Below are 17,612 nucleotides of genomic sequence, written 5' to 3' on the forward strand. Positions count from 1 at the left end.
CGGCGCCTTTCAACAACAGGCCGCCCGAGGTGAGTCGGGCGGCCTATGCCGTGCCATCAAGCCTTCAGGTTAAGCCCCGCGGATTGCCGTTCCGTGACCGGCGCAGGGCGATGACCCTTAGTGCTTGTATTCGGTGCTCCAGTAAGCCTCGATCTTCTTGACCAGGCTGTCGGGCAGCGCGACATAGTCGAGCGAGGCGGCGTCCTTCTGGCCGTTCTCCAGCGCCCACTTGAAGAATTCGAAGGCCACCTTGGTGTGCTCGGCGTTCTTCGGCTTCTTGTACATCACCACCCAGGTGGTAGCGGTGATCGGCCATGCCTGCGCACCGGAGGCGTTGGTCATGATCACGTTGAAGTCCTTGGCGCTGGTCCAGTCCGCGGTAGCGGCGGCGGCGGCAAAGGCTTCGGCGCTCGGTGCCACGACCTGGCCAGCGGCGTTCTTGAGGTCCACCCAGCTGATCTTGTTCTTCACGGCATAGGCGTATTCGACGTAGCCGATCGAACCGATGATCTGCTTGACGTACTGCGACACGCCCTCGTTGCCCTTGCCGCCCACGCCGGTCGGCCATTCAACGGCGGTACCGAACTTGACCTTGGTCGCCCACTCGTTGCTGACCTTGGACAGGTAGTTGGTGAAGTTGAACGAGGTGCCCGAACCATCCGAGCGATGCACGACGGTGATCTTCTTGGCCGGCAGATTCACGCCAGCGTTCATCGCGGCGATCTTGGGGTCGTTCCACATGGTGATCTTGCCGAGGAAGATATCGGCCAGGGTGGAACCGTCCAGCTTGATCTGGCCGGCTTCGACGCCCGGGATGTTCACCACCGGCACGATGCCGCCCACCACCACCGGGAACTGGCCCAGGCCGTACTGCGCCAGGTCTTCAGCCTTCACCGGAGCATCGGTCGCGCCGAAGTCGATGGTGCCTTCCTTGATCTGTGCCACGCCGGCGCCCGAGCCCACCGACTGGTAGTTGAGTTTGTTGCCGGTCTTCTCGGCATAGCCCGCGGACCACTTGGAGAGCACCGGGTAGACGAAGCTCGAACCGGCGCCGGTGATGTCGGTGGCATGCGCGGCCATGCCGAACAGCGAAGCCGCAGCAAACACAGCGGTCGTGCCGATGCGGGACAGATACTTGGTTGAGGTCAACACGGTTGCTCCTTAGCGAATAAGGGTCTCGGGGGATTCCCGCCCGGCGCTATTTCATGCGTTCCGTGTTGCAATGAAATGAGTTCAATGTTTCATCCATATGACAGTTTCGGTGTGACTGTCATATGCCGCTGATAAAAAAGGCATTAAATATGCCGCATCAGCGAAATGTCATAGAGGCTGCGGCCTTTACAGCGATTCAACGCCCATCTGTTCGCGCTCGAACACTTCCAGGCGACGCCAGCGATTGACGATGGTGCAGAACAGCTCCGCCGTGCGCTCGGCATCATAGATCGCCGAATGTGCTTCCCGCGTGTCGAAGGGGATGCCTGCGGCCTGTACTGCCTTGCTCAATACGGTCTGGCCAAAGGCCAGGCCGCTCAGCGTGGCCGTGTCGAAGCAGCTGAAGGGGTGGAACGGGTTGCGCTTGTGACCACAACGGCGCACAGCCGCATTGAGAAAGCCAAGGTCGAACGCGGCGTTGTGCCCTACCAGGATGGCGCGCTGGCAATCCATGTCGCGCATGGCGTCGCGGATGGGCTTGAACACGTGATCCAGCGCCACACGCTCGTCCAGTGCGCCGCGCAGCGGGTTGTCAGGGTCGATGCCGGTGACCTCCAGCGCGCGCGGGTCGATGTTGGCCCCGGGGAAGGGGTGTACGTGGGCCGCCACCGCCGGCATCGGCTGCAGATAGCCCTCGGGCGTCATCTGCAGCACGACGGCGGCGATCTCGAGAAGGGCGTCGCGCTCGGCGTCGAAGCCGCCGGTTTCCACGTCCACCACCACCGGCAGGAAGCCGCGAAACCGATCCGCCATGCGGTCTGCCATGCTGTTGCGTAGGTTTTCCATGCCTAAAGCATATCAGCCGGCCCCGTCCCGGCGCCTGCGCCACGTTCCCTCTGACATGTCGGTTTAAGGACGTGCGTGGCCGCATGTCTTCGTTTTGTCACATAACGGGCACATAACGGTAAACGCGCAAGCCCATCCTGCGCACCGATCGTGCTTGGGCAGCCGGAGATCGAAGGGGATCAAAGGGGGCGGTCCAAGTGAATCCTACCTACATGCGGAGAATATCCATGCGTTCCAAGATGCTCGCGGTAGCTGTCGCTGCCGCATTGGGCGTTACCAGCTTCCACGTTGTCGCCGATCCGGCGCCGGCGAAGTCGTCCTCGCAGAGCACCAACCAGTCCACGCAGTCCGCCGAAATCGAGGCGCTGAAGGCCCAGTTGCAGGCCCTTCAGGCGAAGGTCGTCGAACTGGAGCAGCGCACGGACGCGCAGTCTGACATCAACGTTTCCACTGGCCAGGCCGTGGAGCAGGTGCAGAAGCAGGTAGCCGCGACCGACACGCAGATGAAGAAGTCGGCGGACAAGCTGTCCTACAAGGGCGTGAACATCACGCTCGGTGGCTTCCTCGCGGCCGAATCGATCTACCGCTCGGCTCAGGAAGGCGCGGATATCGCCTCGAACTACAGCGCCATCCCGTTCAAGAACGTGCAGACGGCGCACATGGACGAGTTCCGCATGAGCGCTCGCCAGAGCCGCCTCTCGGCCCTCGTGCAGGGTGACGTGGATCCGAACACGCACCTGGCCGGCTACGTCGAGATGGACTTCCTGGGTGGCGCCCAGACCGCGAACTCGAACGAGAGCAACTCGTTCAATCCGCGCATGCGCAACGTCTACATGACGGCCGATTGGGACAACTCGGGCCTGCACCTGCTGGCCGGCCAGAACTGGTCGCTGCTGACGCTCAACAGCAAGGGCATCACCCCGCGCACCGAGCTGACCCCGCCGCAGATCGACGCACAGTACATCCCGGGCTTCACCTGGGCCCGTCAGGACCAGATCCGCTTGGTCAAGGACTGGGACAAGACCTACTGGCTGGGTATCTCGCTGGAAAATCCGCAGACCACCTTCTACACCAGCCCGAACCAGGCCAAGGCTCCGGTTCAGCAGCAGGCTTACAACATCACCGCAGGCTCGGGCTTCGACTCGGCTAACACCCTGTCGCTCAATCACATCCCCGATGTGATCGTGAAGTTCGCCGCCGATCCGGGTTACGGTCATTACGAAGTGTTCGGTCTCGCCCGTTCCTTCTACAACCGCTACAGCAACCAGAACCACGACACGTGGGGCGGTGGCTGGGGTCTGGGCATGGTCCTGCCGCTTATCGACAAGACCCTCGACTGGCAGTTCTCGGGCATGTCCGGCAAGGGCATCGGCCGCTACGGCAGCGCCCAGCTCTCTGACGTGACCTTCAGCCCGAACGGCAGCCTGTCGCCGATCAAGGAAACCATGATCCTGAGCGGCCTGACCTGGCACGCCAGCTCCGACGTCGACGTCTATCTGTTCGGTGGCCGCGAAGGCGCCAGCAAGAAGGACTTCAACTACGGCACGGCCGCCGGCAACATCGCGCTCGGCTACGGCAACCCGGCTTACAACAACAGCGGCTGCGACGTCGCCGGTGGCACCTGCGTGGGCAACGCCAAGGACATCTGGCAGGGCACCGCTGGTTTCTGGTGGAAGTTCTACCAGGGCAAGTTCGGCAAGATGCAGTTCGGTGCGCAGTACTCGCACACCGAGAAGGAGGCATTCGCCGGCCAGGGCTTCGTCAACGGTTTGCTGGTCAACGGCGCGGCTTCGCCGAAGGCCAAGGAAGATATGTTCTTCACCTCTTTCCGCTACTACCCGTTCTAAGCGGCGGTACGGCTATCGCAACGGAGTTCGACCCAAGGATGGAGGGAAACGGCGAGCTATGCTCGCCGTTTCTGTTTGTGCGTGATGGTCTTTGCGCGACACCTTTTCAAAAAGAAGGCTAAACGCGACCTGTCTCGATGCGACGATTTAGCGTGAGAATTGGCGTAAAGACTTGCGATATATGAGCCATTTCCTATAGCTTGTCGTCATGACTTCGCGTCTTCGTCGTTCCCACTTGGTTGCCGTACTGGCTTATGTGTTCAGCCTGCTCTTGCTGGTTGGCGCGCCGGTGCGTCTGCCGCCGCCGGTGGCGGACCAGGGTGGGGCGCACGTGGCAGCGCTGGTAATGGCTGCGGATGATGTGCAGGGCGATGTCGCCAGCGACTCCCTGGACACGTCCTCCAGCGACACGCACGAAGACAACAGCGGCAACGGCAACCTGGATGACATCATCCACTTGCCCGATATCGTGGGCCTGTGGGCTTCCTTGCCCTCGCAGCGCCCCGCTGATGGCCCCTACGACGTGGGCCACCACAACCCCGGCCGTTTGCTGCGCCCCCCTGAAGCAGCCTGATCCCCGTCGCTGAGGCGACTTGTACCTGGCTCGGCGTGCGCGTTCGCGTGTGCCGGGCGCACGGTGCGCTGGCTTGTACTCGTTCGATGCGCGCCCCCTTGGTGTGGGTGTGATCGACGACGGCCGTCATTTCTCATTTATTCCATCGACGTTCCTCGGGACGCGCTTGTTGCGCGCCGACGTCGTGATCCCGTATTGCCTGGAGTTACCCCATGAAGCGTTTGATCGAAGGTTTCGAGCAGTTCCGTAACGATGTATTCCCCGCACAGCGCGACCTGTTCAAGAAGCTGGCCTCCGGCCAGAGTCCCAGCACCATGTTCATCACCTGCGCCGATTCGCGCGTGATGCCCGAGATGATGTTCTCCACCCAGCCGGGCGAACTGTTCGTTTACCGCAATATCGGCAACATCGTGCCGCCGTATGCTCAACACGTCAGCGGCGTGGTGGCCGCCATCGAGTACGCCGTGAAAGTGCTGAAGGTTCGTCACATCGTGATCTGCGGTCATTCCGATTGCGGTGCCATGAAGGCGCTGCAACACCCGGAGCTGGTACAGGACATGCCGTCGGTGGCCGCGTGGATGAAGCACGCCGATGTGGCGCGCTACGTGGTGCAGCAGAATGGCCCGGGCCTGCAAGGGCTCGCCGGGCTGCGCAGCCTTACCGAGGAGAACGTGGTGGGCCAGTTGGAGAACCTGCGTACCTTGCCGGCGGTGGCCGCGGCGCTCGCCAGTGGCCAACTCAGCATCCATGGCTGGGTGTATGACATCGAGCATGCCGAGCTGAAGGCGTTCGATGCGCCGCAGGGTCGCTTCGTACAGATCGAGCCGGGCAAGGGCCATGTGCCGGAGGCGACGCCGCACGCGCGCTTTTCGATGCCTGCGGCTTCGGCGGCTTAAGGACGGCCGCCGTGTTTAAGAATTATTTCTCGCAAGGTCTGTTTGGACGCGACCTGCTTGGCTCGATCGTCGTGTTCCTCGTGGCGTTGCCCTTATGCATGGGCATCGCCATTGCCTCGGGCATGCCGCCCGCCGCGGGCCTTATCACCGGCATCATCGGTGGCATCGTGGTGGGTGCGGTGGCCGGCTCGCCGTTGCAGGTCAGCGGCCCGGCGGCTGGCCTCGCCGTGCTGGTGTTCGAACTGGTTCGCGAGCATGGCGTCATAGCGCTGGGTCCGGTGGTGCTGCTCGCGGGCTTGATCCAGATCGTCGCCGGTCTGTGCAAGGTGGGTGTGTGGTTCCGCATGTGTTCGCCGGCCGTGGTGGCCGGCATGTTGTCGGGCATCGGCGTATTGATCGTCGCCTCGCAGCTGCATGTGCTGATCGACGCGGTGCCCAAGGCGCGTGGTCTGGAGAACTTCGCCGCATTGCCGGGCGCCGTGATCGATGCGGTTCAGGGTGAGGCGGGCAGCCTCGTCGCTCTGGGCGTGGGTGTGGCGACCATCGCGATCATGCTGGGCTGGGAAAAGCTGCGTCCGGCCAAGCTGCGTTTCGTGCCGGGTGCGCTGCTGGCCGTGATTTCGGTGACGGCGGTGGTGCAGGTGATGGATCTGGCGGTGAAGAAGGTGGACGTGCCGTCCAACCTGATGTCCGCCATCGCCATGCCGACCTGGACCAGCATGGCCGGCCTGCTTGAACCGTCGTTGCTGATCGCGGCGTTGACCTTCGCCTTTATTGCCAGCGCGGAAACGCTGTTGTCGGCCGCTGCGGTGGATCGCATGCACGACGGTGTACGCACCAAATACGACCGCGAACTCACCGCGCAGGGCGTGGGCAATGTGTTGTGCGGCTTGCTGGGTGCCTTGCCGATGACCGGCGTGATCGTGCGTAGCGCGGCCAATGTGCAGGCGGGTTCGGCCACGCGCATGGCGACCATCATGCACGGTGCATGGATTCTCGTGTTCGCGTTGCTGCTGCCATGGTTGATGCGTATGACGCCAGTGGCGTGTCTGGCCGGCATCCTGGTGTTTACCGGCGTGAAGATGGTGAACTTCAAGCAGGTGAAGGCGCTGGCGCAGTTCGGCAAGGGCACGGCGTGGATCTATGTGGGCACCACCGTGGCCATCGTTGCCACCGATCTGCTGGCTGGCGTATTGGTGGGCTTCGCGTTGTCGCTGTTCCGCCTGGCCTTGCATTCCTCGCGCCTGAAGGTGGGCCTGGAGAATCACGACGAACCGGGCATGGCGTTACTGCGTCTGGAAGGTTCGGCCACGTTCCTGCGCGTGCCGTCGGTGGCACGCACGCTGGAGCGCGTGCCGCCCAACACGCGCCTGCAGTTGGTGGTGGATCGTCTTCATCACGTCGATCAGGCTTGTCTGGAATTGCTGCGCGAATGGGGTCGCAACGCCTCTGCGCGCGGCTGCGAGCTGGTCGTGGACTGGCACCAGCTCAACCAGCGAGTCGAAGGCGTGCGACGGGCGGCATAGGGTCGCTCGTCATCAAAGAGCCTGCGCGCTGCCCCCTTCCCCTCGCGGGCAGGCTCTTGGAACCCGGGCGGACAAGACGGAGGTAGGACCGTCGCGTCAGCGGGCCCGGGACATGCTGTCGGTCGCCGCCATGTCGGCGGCCGGCAGCTGGGCGGTATCCCAACCGCCGCCCAGGGCGCGGATGAGATCCACGCTCGCCTGCAGTCGTCGTGTACGCACTTGTTCGGCGCTGCGTTCCGCTTGCAGTGCCGCCGTTTGCGCACTGACCACATCCAGGTAATTCACCGCGCCCTCGCGATAGCGATTGTTGGCGATGGTTTGCGAATCGCGCGCCGCGCTGGCGGCGTCGTCTTCCTCGTGCGCTTCCCTGCCCAGTTGCTGCAGCAAGGTCAGGTTGTCCTCCACCTGCTGGAACGCGCCCAGCACGATTTCCTTGTATTGCCCGGCCGCGGCATCCAGGTTCGCTTGCGCCGCCTGCACCTTGGCGTGGCGCAAGCCACCATCGAACAGGGTCATCGCCAGCTCCGGGCCTAGTGCCCAATAGCGATTGCCTGCGGTGAGCAAACTGCCCATGCCGGTGTCCTGCCAGCCCAGCGCCGCCGAAAGGCTCAGGCGCGGAAAGAACGCCGCGCGTGCCACGCCTATGTCTGCGTTGGCCGCAAACACGCGTCGCTCGGCTGCGGCGATATCCGGGCGTCGCTGCAACAGTAGGGACGGCACGCCCAGTGGAATGGCCGGCACGCTCATCGGCGTCATGTCCGTGGGCAGCGAGAAGCGCGACGCGCTGACGCCGACCAGGCTGGCGATGGCGTGCACGGTGAGCGCGCGTTGTGCTTCTACTTCCGACACCTGCGCCATCGCATCGGATAGCTGCGTCTTGGCGCGGCTGACATCCAGCCCGGAGGCGATGCCGCCCTGGAAACGACGTTCGGTGAGATCCAGTCCCTGCTGGTAGGCGTCAAGCGTGTCCGTGAGGATGCGGTCTTGCACGTCATAGCCGCGCAAGCGAATGTAGAGATCCGCCAATTGCGATTCGAGGCTCAGCTTGACCGAGGCCAGATCGGCGGCCGATGCCGCCGCATCCGCCTTGCCGGCAGCGACTTCGTTGCGCACACGCCCCCAAAGATCCAACTCGTACGATGCGCCCAGGCCCACCGTATCGGCGCTGTACTCGTTGGGCTGGTTGCTGCCGCGCAACGGGCGATTGTTCGACTGGCGGTTGCGCAGATCGCTGGCGTCCACGCCAAGGTGTGGGTAGAGATCCGAGCGCAGCTCGCCAACGACGGCACGCGCCGCGTCATAGCGCGCCAGTGCGACGGAGAGGCTGGGATTGTCGTTGTCCAGTTGCTGCTCGAGCCGATCGAGCTGACTGTCGCCGTACACCGACCACCAGTTGCCGCGCGAGGCGGTATCGGTGGGATGCGCGGGGGACCATAGGCCATCGGCGCTCTGCCCGGCATAGGCAGCGGGCAGGGGACCGATCTGCGGTTTCTGGTAGACCGGTGCCAGTGAGCAGGCTGGCAAGAGGCACACGAGCGCCAGTGGCAGCACGAGGCGCATCAGGGCAAGGGGCTGCTTCATGGCGTCACTCCGCCTTGGGTTTGTCGGTGGTGTCAGCGTCCGCCTTGGCCACCTGCACGCGATCGCCTTGCATCAGCGAGTCGGAAGGGTGGTTGATGATGCGATCGCCCGGCTGCAGGCCTTGATCGATCTGCAAGCGATCACCCAGATCCAGTGCGATATGCACATCGCGCAGCTGCACCTTGCCGTCCGTGCCGAGCACGGCCACCTGCGGACCCTGTGCGCGGAATATCAGCACGGTGGCAGGTACCGTCGTGGTGCGGCTGTTGGCCGCCATCGGCAGATGGACTTCGGCATAAGCACCAGGCAGCAGTGCCCCCTGGGGGTTGTCTACCTCGAACTGCGCCAGCAGCGCACCCGACGCCTGGTTCACCGCGCCGGAGTTGCCGATCAGGCGGCCGGTGAAATGCTCGCCGGGATGATCGGGCACATCGAGCTGCACGCTCATGCCGGGTCGAATGGCGTCGGCATAGCCTTGCGGCACCTCCACGTAAAGACGCATGCGGCTGGTATCGGAGATGGTGAACAAGGCCGGTGAGTTCTCGCTGTTGGCGCTGATCAGGTCGCCGATATCGGTATTGCGCGCGGTCACGGTGCCGGCGAACGGTACGGTGATGTGTTTGAACGCTTCCAGCGCGGCGATGCGGTCCACATCGGCCTGCGCGGCGAGCACATTGGCCTGGGTGGCTTCCGCTTCACCCGCCTTTTCATCGGCTTCCTGTTTGGAAACGGAGTTGGAGGCGAGCAAGTTCTTCCAGCGCTTGTCGGTGAGCGTGGCCAGTCGCGCGTTGGCCTTGGCACGCGCCAGCCCGGCCTTGGCCTGTTCGAACTGCTGGTCCAGCTCGGGCGTGTCGATCTCCGCCAGCGTGTCGCCGGCAGCGACCTGGCTGCCGATGTCGCGATGCCAGCTTTTGAGATAGCCGCTGACGCGCGCATGGATGGGCGCGCTGATCCAGGCGTCCAGATGGCCGGGCAAGGTCATGGCCTGCTGGCCCGCCGCGCTCTGCGCCGCGACCAGTTGCACGCTCGGCACCACCTGCGCGTCAGTCCACTTCACCACGCGGTGGTAGTCGTAAGCGCGCACGGAAATCCCCTCGATGGTGGCAAGTACGGCTAGCCCCAAGCCCATGCGTACGGCGCGACCGAGTTTGGGTGGGCGCGACGGCGTCGCGGCGGGTGCATCATGCGACATGGGCGGGTTCTCCAGGCAGGGATTCGGATGCCGGTTGCTCACGGCCGTGCACCATGCTGAAGATCACCGGCACGAACAACAGGGTGGCGAAAGTGGCGAACAGCAGGCCGCCGATAACGGCGCGGCCGAGCGGTGAGTTCTGTTCCTGGCTCAGTGCCATCGGCAGCATGCCGATGATCATCGCCAGTGCGGTCATGCAGACCGGACGAAAACGGGTAAAGCCGGCTTCCAGCGCTGCCTTCATGGCGTCGCCATGCTCGGCAAGGCGTTCGCGGCAGAAGCTCACCACCAGGATGGAGTTGGCCGTTGCCACGCCCATGCACATGATGGCGCCGGTAAGCGCGGGCACCGACAGCGTGGTGTGCGAGAGAAACAGCATCCACACGATGCCGGCCAGGGCGGCAGGCAATGCCGTGATGATCACGAACGGATCGAGCCAGGACTGGAAGTTCACCACGATCAACAGATAGATCAGGACGATGGCGCCGACCAGGCCAAAGACCAGGCCACCAAAGGCTTCGTTCATGGTGTTCACCTGCCCGTGCAGACTTACCACGGTGCCCTTGGGGCGGTTGGCGGCCGCGTGATCCAGCACGTTCTGCACATCGGCTGCCACCGCGCCCAGATCGCGATCCTGCACGGCGGCATAGATGTCGAACGAGGGCATGATGTTGTAGTGGCTCACCACCGCGGCACTCGGCACGCGAGTGAACGTGGCCAGGCCGCCCAGCACCTGGCTTGCGCCCTTGCCGGCCGGTGTCACCGGCAGGCTGGCGATGTCGGCCATGCTGTCCATGCGGTATTGCGGTGTAGCGGCGACGATGGGGTAGGACACGCCGTTCTTGGGGTTCAGCCAGAACGCCGGCGATACCTGCGAGCTGCCGGCCAGCGAAGCGACCATGCTGTTGGTGACGTCGCGTTCGGTCACACCCAGTTCGTCGGCGCGTGTGCGATTCACCTTTACGTTGAGCTGCGGATAACTGGTGCTCTGCTGCAGGCGCACGTCGGCAATGCCCGGCACGTCGCGAAGACGCTTCATGATCTCCATGGCGTACGCCTCGTTGGCGTGCAGATCGCGGCCGGCAATGGAGACGTCCAGCGGCGCGGGCGCACCGAAGTTGAGGATCTGCGAGCTCATGTCCGCCGGTAGAAAGGCGAACTGCGTGCCGGGAAACTCGCGCGGCAACAATGCGCGCAGCCGTTTCACGTAGTCGGCGGTCGGGGCGTGGTTCTCCTTCAGCACGATCTGGATATCGCCATCCTGCGGGCCGATCGTGCCGCTGGCGTTATAGACCATGTTCACGCCGCTGAGCGGCAGCCCGATGTTGTCGATCACCGTGTCCAGCTCATTGGGCGGGATCACGCGACGGACGGCCGCTTCGATGTGGTCGAACTCGGCGGCGGTTTCCTCCACGCGCGTTCCCATCGGTGCACGCACATGCAACGCAATGGCACCGGCATCCACGTCGGGAAAGAAGTCGCGGCCCAGCAGGGGCAGCAGCGCGAACGAGGCCAGCACGAAGGCGAGGAAGCCAAGCACGAAACGGCGGCGATGACCGAGCGCAACCGTGAGCGTGGCATGGTAGGTGTCACGTACCTGCGCAAAGCGATGTTCGAAGCGTTGCTGGAAGGCCACCAGTGCGGCCAGCACGCGGCTGCGGGGACGCGGCGGCGGCTGATCGCCTTCGTGGTGATTGATGTATGCATCTTCCGGGTGATCGCCCGGGCCGGCTTCCGTGTGGTGCGGCTTGAGCAGGTACATTGCCAGTGTCGGTACCAGCGTGCGCGAGAGCAGGAACGAAGACGCCATGGCGAAGATCACCGCCAGCGCCATCGGGCGGAACAGAAAGCCGGCGATGCCGTCGAGCATGAACATCGGCACGAACACAATGCAGATGCACAGTAGCGACACAAAGGCCGGCGTCACGATCTGCCTGGCGCCGTCCATGATGGCCGTGTGTACGCTTTTACCCTGCTCCAGATGCCAGTTGATGTTCTCGATGGTGACGGTGGCATCGTCGACCAGAATGCCCACCGCCAGCGCCAGGCCGCCCAGCGTCATCACGTTGAGGGTTTGGCCGGTGGCCGAAAGCAGGGCGATGGCGGAGAGGATCGCCAGCGGGATGGACACCGCGATAATCACGGTGGAACGCCAGCTGCCCAGGAACACCAGGATCATCACCGAGGTGAGCAGTGCGGCGATGATGCCTTCACGCGCCACCGAGGTAATCGCTTCGCGCACGAAGGTGGACTGGTCGTTCAAAAGCTTTACGTGCAATGAGTCGGGTAGCGATTCTTTCACCAGCGGCAGCAGGTGCTTGATGCCGGCCACCACCGCCAGGGTGGATGCATCGCCTACCTTGAGCGCGGGCATCAATACGGCACGGCTGCCGTCCACGCGCACTACGTTGGTCTGCGGGGCGGCGCCATCGCGCACATGGGCGACGTCGCCCAGCGTGATGGTGGCGCCGTGCACGGTCTTTACGGGCAGCTGATTGAGTTCATCAACGGCTTCCGGACTGTTGTTGAGCTGCACGTGGTACTCGTACGTGCCGATCTTGGCCGTACCCACCGGGATGATCTGGTTCTGCTCGGCGAGCGCATTGCTCACGTCCTGCGCGGAGAGGCCATTGGCGGCGAGGGCACGCGGGTCCAGATCCAGGGTGACCTGTCGTGCCGCGCCGCCATACGGCGTGGGTACGGCGACGCCCGGCACTGAGGTGAGCATGGGGCGCATCACGTTCAGACCCTGGTCGAGGATCTTGGATTCGGACAACTGCTTGCTCGACAGCGCCATCTGCAGGATCGGCACGGTGGAGGCGTTGTAGTTGAGAATCAGCGGCGGCGTGATACCTGGCGGCATCTGCTTGAGCACGGTCTGCGAGATCGAGGTGACCTGGGCCGTGGCGGTACGGATATCCACGCCGGGCTGGAAGAAGATCTTCACGATGCCCATGCCCGGCAGCGATTGCGATTCGATGTGCTCGATGTTGTTCACCGAGGTGCTGAGCTGGCGCTCGTAGTAGTAGACAACGCGGCCGGACATCTGGTCGGGGGGCAGGCCGTTATAGCTCCACACCACGCTGATTACCGGGATACCGATGTTGGGAAAGATATCGGTGGGCGTGCGCACGGCCGCCAATGGGCCGGCAATCAGGATGAGCACCGCCAGCACGATGAACGTGAGCGGTCGCGAGAGGGCGATTCGAACCAGACCAAGCATGGGCGTTCCAGCGATACATCGGCGCGCAACGGCGCCAAGGCGCGACGGCGATACCGTCGTCGCGAGGCCATCGGGGGTTACGCGAAGCGACCGGGGGGGCCGGAACCGTGCGCCAGGCAGCGGCGGGTGGTCATGGGGTGGCTCAAGGCGTGGGCAGTGGCCCGATGGAGCCATCATGGCAACACAATCTTGTGGAAACCTTTTGGATGGCTGAAAGGAAGCTGGCTGGGCTTTCCATGGGATTTCCGGAAAAACCACGACGCTGGATCGCGGCTTTCGCCGAGCTGGCGCGCTGGGGATCGAGGGCGTTCCTGGGCCTCAGGGACGTCATCCCGGCAAAAGCCGGGATCGAGTGCCTTTCGCACTCAACCACCGCCACAGCGGCCGGATGTCAGTGCGCCTGCGCTGCCATGCGAATACGCACCAGCAAGCCACGGCCCAAGGGCGACTCCAGCAGCTCAATGGAGGCATCGTGCAATTCGATGGCGCGTTGAACGATGCTCAAGCCCAGGCCATAGCCGCGTGTGGCGCTTTCCACTTCGCGGTGAAAGCGTTGGAACACCGCCTGGCGGCGGTCTGTGGGAATGCCTGGGCCGTTGTCGCAGATATCGATGACCGCCTGCCCAGCCTCGCGGCGGATCGCCACGTCCACCTGACCCTCCGCCTCGGTGTAACGCAGGGCGTTCTCGATCAGGTTGCGGAACATGGCCGTGAGCGCCACCTCGTGACCGAGCACATGCAGCGGTTGGTCATCGTGATTGAGGCTGACTGCGATGTCCTTTTCTACGATCAATGGCGCCAGCTCCTCGATCACCTCGGTGGCGATGCGTGCCAAGTCCAGGGGCGTGCGCTGCTGGGAAGCGGCGCCCGCTTCCAGTCGGGCCATCGCCAGAATCTGCTCGATGCGGCGCCCAAGTCGCGCCATGCTTTGTTGGGCATGGCGCACGGTGAATTCCACCTCGGCCGGATCGTCCGCGATCATGGCGCTTTCCAGGTGGATCATGGTCGCCGCCAGCGGTGTGCGCAGCTCGTGGGCCACGTCGGTGGCGAACCGATGTTCGCGGTCGAGCGCGTCCTCCAGCCGTTCCAATTGCTGGTTGAGCGCTACGATCAATGGCTTGATTTCGCAGGGCGCCACCTCCGCCGGCATCGGCGTGCGGCTGCCGGGCGTACGCTTATCGAGCAGTTCGGTCAGCAGCGAGACCGGGCGCAACCCGCGCTTTACGGCGAGGCTGACCAGCAAGGCCAGTAGCGGCAATCCGATCAGCAAGGGAAGCGTGTGCTCGATCACCAGGCCGCGGGCGATGTCCTGGCGATTGTCCGAACGCTCACCGATGCGGATCACCAGGTTGGCGCGATTCTGCAGGGTGAAGGTGCGCCAGCGGCGTCCCTCGTGCTGGATATCGCGAAAGCCGCGCTCGTCGGACGTCGGAGTGGGAAGGTCCGCGAGGTTGGAGGTGGCCGCGATCAGTTCGCCATGCGGATCGTAGGCTTGAAAACCCACTTCCGGTTCGTAGTTGTGTGGATGCACCGATACCACCACGCCGTGATGTCGCGCGTCGCCGCTCTGGGCGACATCGGGCAGGTCCGCATCGCGCATGGGGATCTGGCCGTGTGCGATCAGGGTGCCCAGGGTGCGTCCGGCCTGCGCGAGGCGTCCATCCAGCAATTCGTTCATTTCGCGCAGCTCACGCCGGTAGCTGATCCAGCCGAGCGGAATCAGCACCACGATCATCACCGCGATGATCAGCCAGGTCAGGCGGGTGCGTAGCGAGGCGGGGTGCGCGCTCATTGGGGCTCGCGCGGAATCATGTAGCCAATGCCGCGTACGGTGTGGATCACCTCGGGGCTCAGTTTGCGGCGTAGCCAGTGCACCTGCACTTCGATCGCATTGCGCTCGACGAGCGTATCCAGGCCGTAGACGGAGTTCTCCAGTGCTTCGCGGCGTACGATGCGACCGGCGCGCTCCATCAGCACGCGCAGCAAGGCGAATTCGCGGCGGGTCAGGCTGACGCGTTCGCCGCGAAACTCCACTTCGGCTGTGGCTAGGTTGAGACGCAGGCCCCCCACTTCCACCAGGTTGTCGGCCAGGCCCTGCGTGCGTCGGGTGAGCGAGCGGATGCGTGCGGCCAACTCGCCCAAATGGAACGGCTTGACCAGATAGTCGTCAGCACCCAGATCCAGGCCGCGTATGCGCATTTCCAGGGCATCGCGCGCAGTCATCACCAGTACCGGCGTCTTGACCCCGGCGCGGCGGGCTTCGGCCAGCACTTCCAGGCCATCCTTGCCAGGCAGGCCCAGGTCGAGCAGCACCAGGTCCACCGGGTCGCCACGCAAGGCTTCGGTGGCCTCGCGGCCGTCGCGCAGCCAGGTTACGGCATAGGATTGGTGCTCCAGCGCATGCTTGATGGCTGCGCCCAGTTCGGCATCGTCCTCGACCAGCAGAATATGCATGCCCTACCACCCGTATCGGCCTTGCGGAGGGGCGGCGGTTGCCGTTGCCCTGCGCCATGATCCGGCCTGTTCCTTTTGTGGATCTTTTGCCCGGGGCGACGCCATGTCGCACGGCGTCACGTTGGCGCGTGAGATGCGTGCCGTCAATGGTCGCGTGGTGAGCGGGTGCAGGCGAGCTTAAAAAAGCATGACGGCGACTCTGGGCCGCCGTCATGTTCCCTGTCGTTGCGCCGGCAAGGGAAGGGGCCGGTGCCGTTAAAGGGGCGTCGAGAGCCGCGACTAAAGACTCTGTTGCTGCGCCACCGAGATGATCGAGGAGTGCACGTCCACCTGGCTCATGGCCGAACCTTCCGAGCGATCGACCGCCACGGCCTTGATCGATTGTGGCTTGAGCAGGAGATGACGCTGCAGTTCCCAGCTGTTGGCTTGCTGTTGCGCGCGTGCGAATTCTTCGGGAGTGTTGCCGACGAAACCAATGACGGCATAGCCGTTCAGATCGATCATGTAGGTTTCCACTGCGGCGTTGGCCTGGCCGACGCAGAGCAGGCCGAGCGCGATGACGACGGGGAGAATCAGGCGCTTCATGGTGAGCCTCCGGGGGAGTGTTGGTCCGTGGGGAGGCTAGACCTTAGGCGCCTGCTGCTCGCCAAGCTTGAGGAAGTTGCACGAAATACTGAGGAAAACGTGATGTTTGGCGCGCTCTGCGCACGCGACCGTGCCACTCGTCATGCTTTTTGCGCGGTGCTTGTCATGTCTTGGCAAGATGCGCGGCGACTCGGTGGAGTCGCCGTGACAGGACGCTGCGCGACCCTTAGTAATTCACTTGCAACTGCAAGCGCAGCAGATCGCCCTTGAGCGTTGCATAGGGCGAGGCGCCCACATGCGTGCGTCGCATGTTGGCATAGGCCATGGTGATCTCGATGGCCGTGGCGGGCTGCCACTCCACGCCCAGCTCCGTCTCGTCGACCAGCATGCGCGGGTTATTGGTGTCGAACTTGGAGGCGCCGCGATAGGTCTGCCACTTGAGGTAAGGCATCCAGCTGCCGTTGCGGCGACTATCGAATTTATACATCGCCTGCACATAGCCGCCACGCAAAGCGCGCGTGCGGATTACGCCATCGCGCAGATCCAGCTGCGGGCCGCGACCCACCGTCCACTCCGCCTGCAGGCCGAACGGCTGCGGGTAATAGATGGCATGCACGGCCACGCGCTCGTCCTTCGCTCCGTTGGCGGGCGAGGCGTCCACGGGGGTAAAGCTGCGCTTGTCCACGGTGATCGCGGTGGGTGTGGCGACCTTGAAACGGCCGGTATATGCGTCTGCGCCCACTTCCAGGTACTGGCCGTTGTCGAACTTGAACGGATAGGTGACATGCACCACCGCATGCATTTCCTTGTTGCGCTCGGCACGATTGGCGCCCTGGCCGTTGTAGAGGCCCATGCCAAACACACCGTAGTCGCCCGAACCCTTGAGACCCGATTTCACCAGGTACTGGAAGCGGTTCTGGATCTCGCGCGGCGTGTAGTAGAAGACGACGCCGATGTCGCGCTCATCGCGGATGCCGGAGTTGAGCGCATCAGCGCGATCGAAGGAAAGTCGGTTCTGGCTCGATTGCAGGTTCTCCCAGCCGTAGGGGATCTTGGATTGACCCGCGCGAATGCGGTACTCGCGCTGCGCGTCGAAATAGATATCCGCGTAGGCATCGCGCAATTGCGCAAAGTTGGAGGTGCTGGAGCCGCTGGGTGTGCTGGCGAAATCCGGCTGCAGATAGAACGATACGTTGTCGGCGATATCGCCGCTCAACACCACGCGTGCGCGGCGCAGGCCCAGCGTCTGGTCATCACCGATGAAGCGGTCGCCGGGCGAACGCAGCGACGAGGCTTGCGCACCGATGCCGTGGTTGTAGCGCATCTGAAGATAGCCGCGCAGCGCGACGCGGTCATACCACTTCTTGCTGTCGCTGCTCTTGGGCGTGGCGGCAGGCGCCGCTGCCAGGGACGGCGCGGGTGCCGGCGGCGGCGTGGCCTGCGGCGTGGGCGCTGGCGCGGCGGCGGTGGGCTCGTCCACTTGCACGAATGTGCCAAGGCGCACGCGATCGGGCCCTGGCTCGGCGAAGATCTGCTTGGTCTTGCGGTCGACGTAAAGCTCGACGGCCTCGGTGGCGAGGGCGTCGCCCGCAGTTCCCGCCGTCATACCCCACAGCAGGGTGGCCAGGGTTTTCTTCTTCATGCAGCGGCTCATTGGTTTCCGCAAGAAATTGCGGTCATGGGAGCCGAACCCTAAGCGAGCTTTATGTCGTGTTTGTGACAACGGCGGCGCTCGC

Annotated in this window: 13 protein-coding genes; 4 read left to right on the forward strand and 9 right to left on the reverse strand. The window is 63.9% G+C overall.

Features of this window, described 5'->3' with window-relative positions:
- Nucleotides 1-117 precede the first annotated feature (117 nt).
- Complete coding sequence (gene pstS, locus JHD67_RS07150) at nt 118-1,152, reverse strand: phosphate ABC transporter substrate-binding protein PstS (protein WP_343214323.1); 1,035 nt, start codon at nt 1,150-1,152, stop codon at nt 118-120.
- A gap of 186 nt (nt 1,153-1,338) precedes the next feature.
- Nucleotides 1,339-1,998: a ribonuclease T gene (rnt, locus tag JHD67_RS07155; protein ID WP_199098479.1), complete on the reverse strand. Its 660-nt coding sequence runs from the start codon at nt 1,996-1,998 to the stop codon at nt 1,339-1,341.
- Nucleotides 1,999-2,225: 227 nt separating this feature from the next.
- Between rnt and JHD67_RS22295 the strand changes: the two genes are divergently transcribed.
- From JHD67_RS22295 to JHD67_RS07175, 4 genes are all read left to right on the forward strand, one after another.
- Complete coding sequence (locus JHD67_RS22295) at nt 2,226-3,845, forward strand: hypothetical protein (RefSeq protein WP_233171695.1); 1,620 nt, start codon at nt 2,226-2,228, stop codon at nt 3,843-3,845.
- Nucleotides 3,846-4,053: 208 nt separating this feature from the next.
- The gene (locus JHD67_RS07165; protein WP_199098480.1) at nt 4,054-4,419 is read left to right on the forward strand and encodes a hypothetical protein; all 366 of its coding nucleotides are present in this window, start codon (nt 4,054-4,056) and stop codon (nt 4,417-4,419) included.
- 212 nt (nt 4,420-4,631) lie between these two features.
- A complete protein-coding gene (locus JHD67_RS07170; protein WP_199098481.1) occupies nt 4,632-5,315 on the forward strand; it encodes a carbonic anhydrase in 684 nt (227 codons plus the stop codon).
- An 11-nt stretch (nt 5,316-5,326) separates the two neighbouring features.
- Nucleotides 5,327-6,841, forward strand: a complete 1,515-nt coding sequence (locus JHD67_RS07175; RefSeq protein ID WP_199098482.1) for a SulP family inorganic anion transporter — start codon at nt 5,327-5,329, stop codon at nt 6,839-6,841.
- A gap of 96 nt (nt 6,842-6,937) precedes the next feature.
- Here the strand turns inward: JHD67_RS07175 and JHD67_RS07180 are convergent, their stop codons facing one another.
- From JHD67_RS07180 to JHD67_RS07210, 7 genes are all read right to left on the reverse strand, one after another.
- Nucleotides 6,938-8,422, reverse strand: a complete 1,485-nt coding sequence (locus JHD67_RS07180) for an efflux transporter outer membrane subunit (protein WP_199098483.1) — start codon at nt 8,420-8,422, stop codon at nt 6,938-6,940.
- A 4-nt stretch (nt 8,423-8,426) separates the two neighbouring features.
- Nucleotides 8,427-9,614 carry an efflux RND transporter periplasmic adaptor subunit gene (locus JHD67_RS07185; RefSeq protein WP_199098484.1) on the reverse strand — a complete coding sequence of 396 codons (1,188 nt, stop codon included), beginning with the start codon at nt 9,612-9,614 and terminating at the stop codon, nt 8,427-8,429.
- The gene (locus JHD67_RS07190; protein ID WP_199098485.1) at nt 9,604-12,837 is read right to left on the reverse strand and encodes an efflux RND transporter permease subunit; all 3,234 of its coding nucleotides are present in this window, start codon (nt 12,835-12,837) and stop codon (nt 9,604-9,606) included. Before JHD67_RS07190 ends, JHD67_RS07185 begins: the two co-directional genes overlap by 11 nt.
- Before the next feature lie 391 nt (nt 12,838-13,228).
- Nucleotides 13,229-14,629: an ATP-binding protein gene (locus JHD67_RS07195; protein ID WP_199098486.1), complete on the reverse strand. Its 1,401-nt coding sequence runs from the start codon at nt 14,627-14,629 to the stop codon at nt 13,229-13,231.
- A complete protein-coding gene (locus JHD67_RS07200; RefSeq protein ID WP_199098487.1) occupies nt 14,626-15,291 on the reverse strand; it encodes a response regulator in 666 nt (221 codons plus the stop codon). Before JHD67_RS07200 ends, JHD67_RS07195 begins: the two co-directional genes overlap by 4 nt.
- A gap of 279 nt (nt 15,292-15,570) precedes the next feature.
- Nucleotides 15,571-15,876, reverse strand: a complete 306-nt coding sequence (locus JHD67_RS07205) for a hypothetical protein (protein WP_199098488.1) — start codon at nt 15,874-15,876, stop codon at nt 15,571-15,573.
- Nucleotides 15,877-16,102: 226 nt separating this feature from the next.
- Nucleotides 16,103-17,518: a porin gene (locus tag JHD67_RS07210; RefSeq protein WP_199098489.1), complete on the reverse strand. Its 1,416-nt coding sequence runs from the start codon at nt 17,516-17,518 to the stop codon at nt 16,103-16,105.
- Nucleotides 17,519-17,612: the final 94 nt, after the last annotated feature.

It is taken from the genome of Dyella sp. ASV21, from assembly GCF_016428975.1.
GTDB lineage: Bacteria > Pseudomonadota > Gammaproteobacteria > Xanthomonadales > Rhodanobacteraceae > Dyella.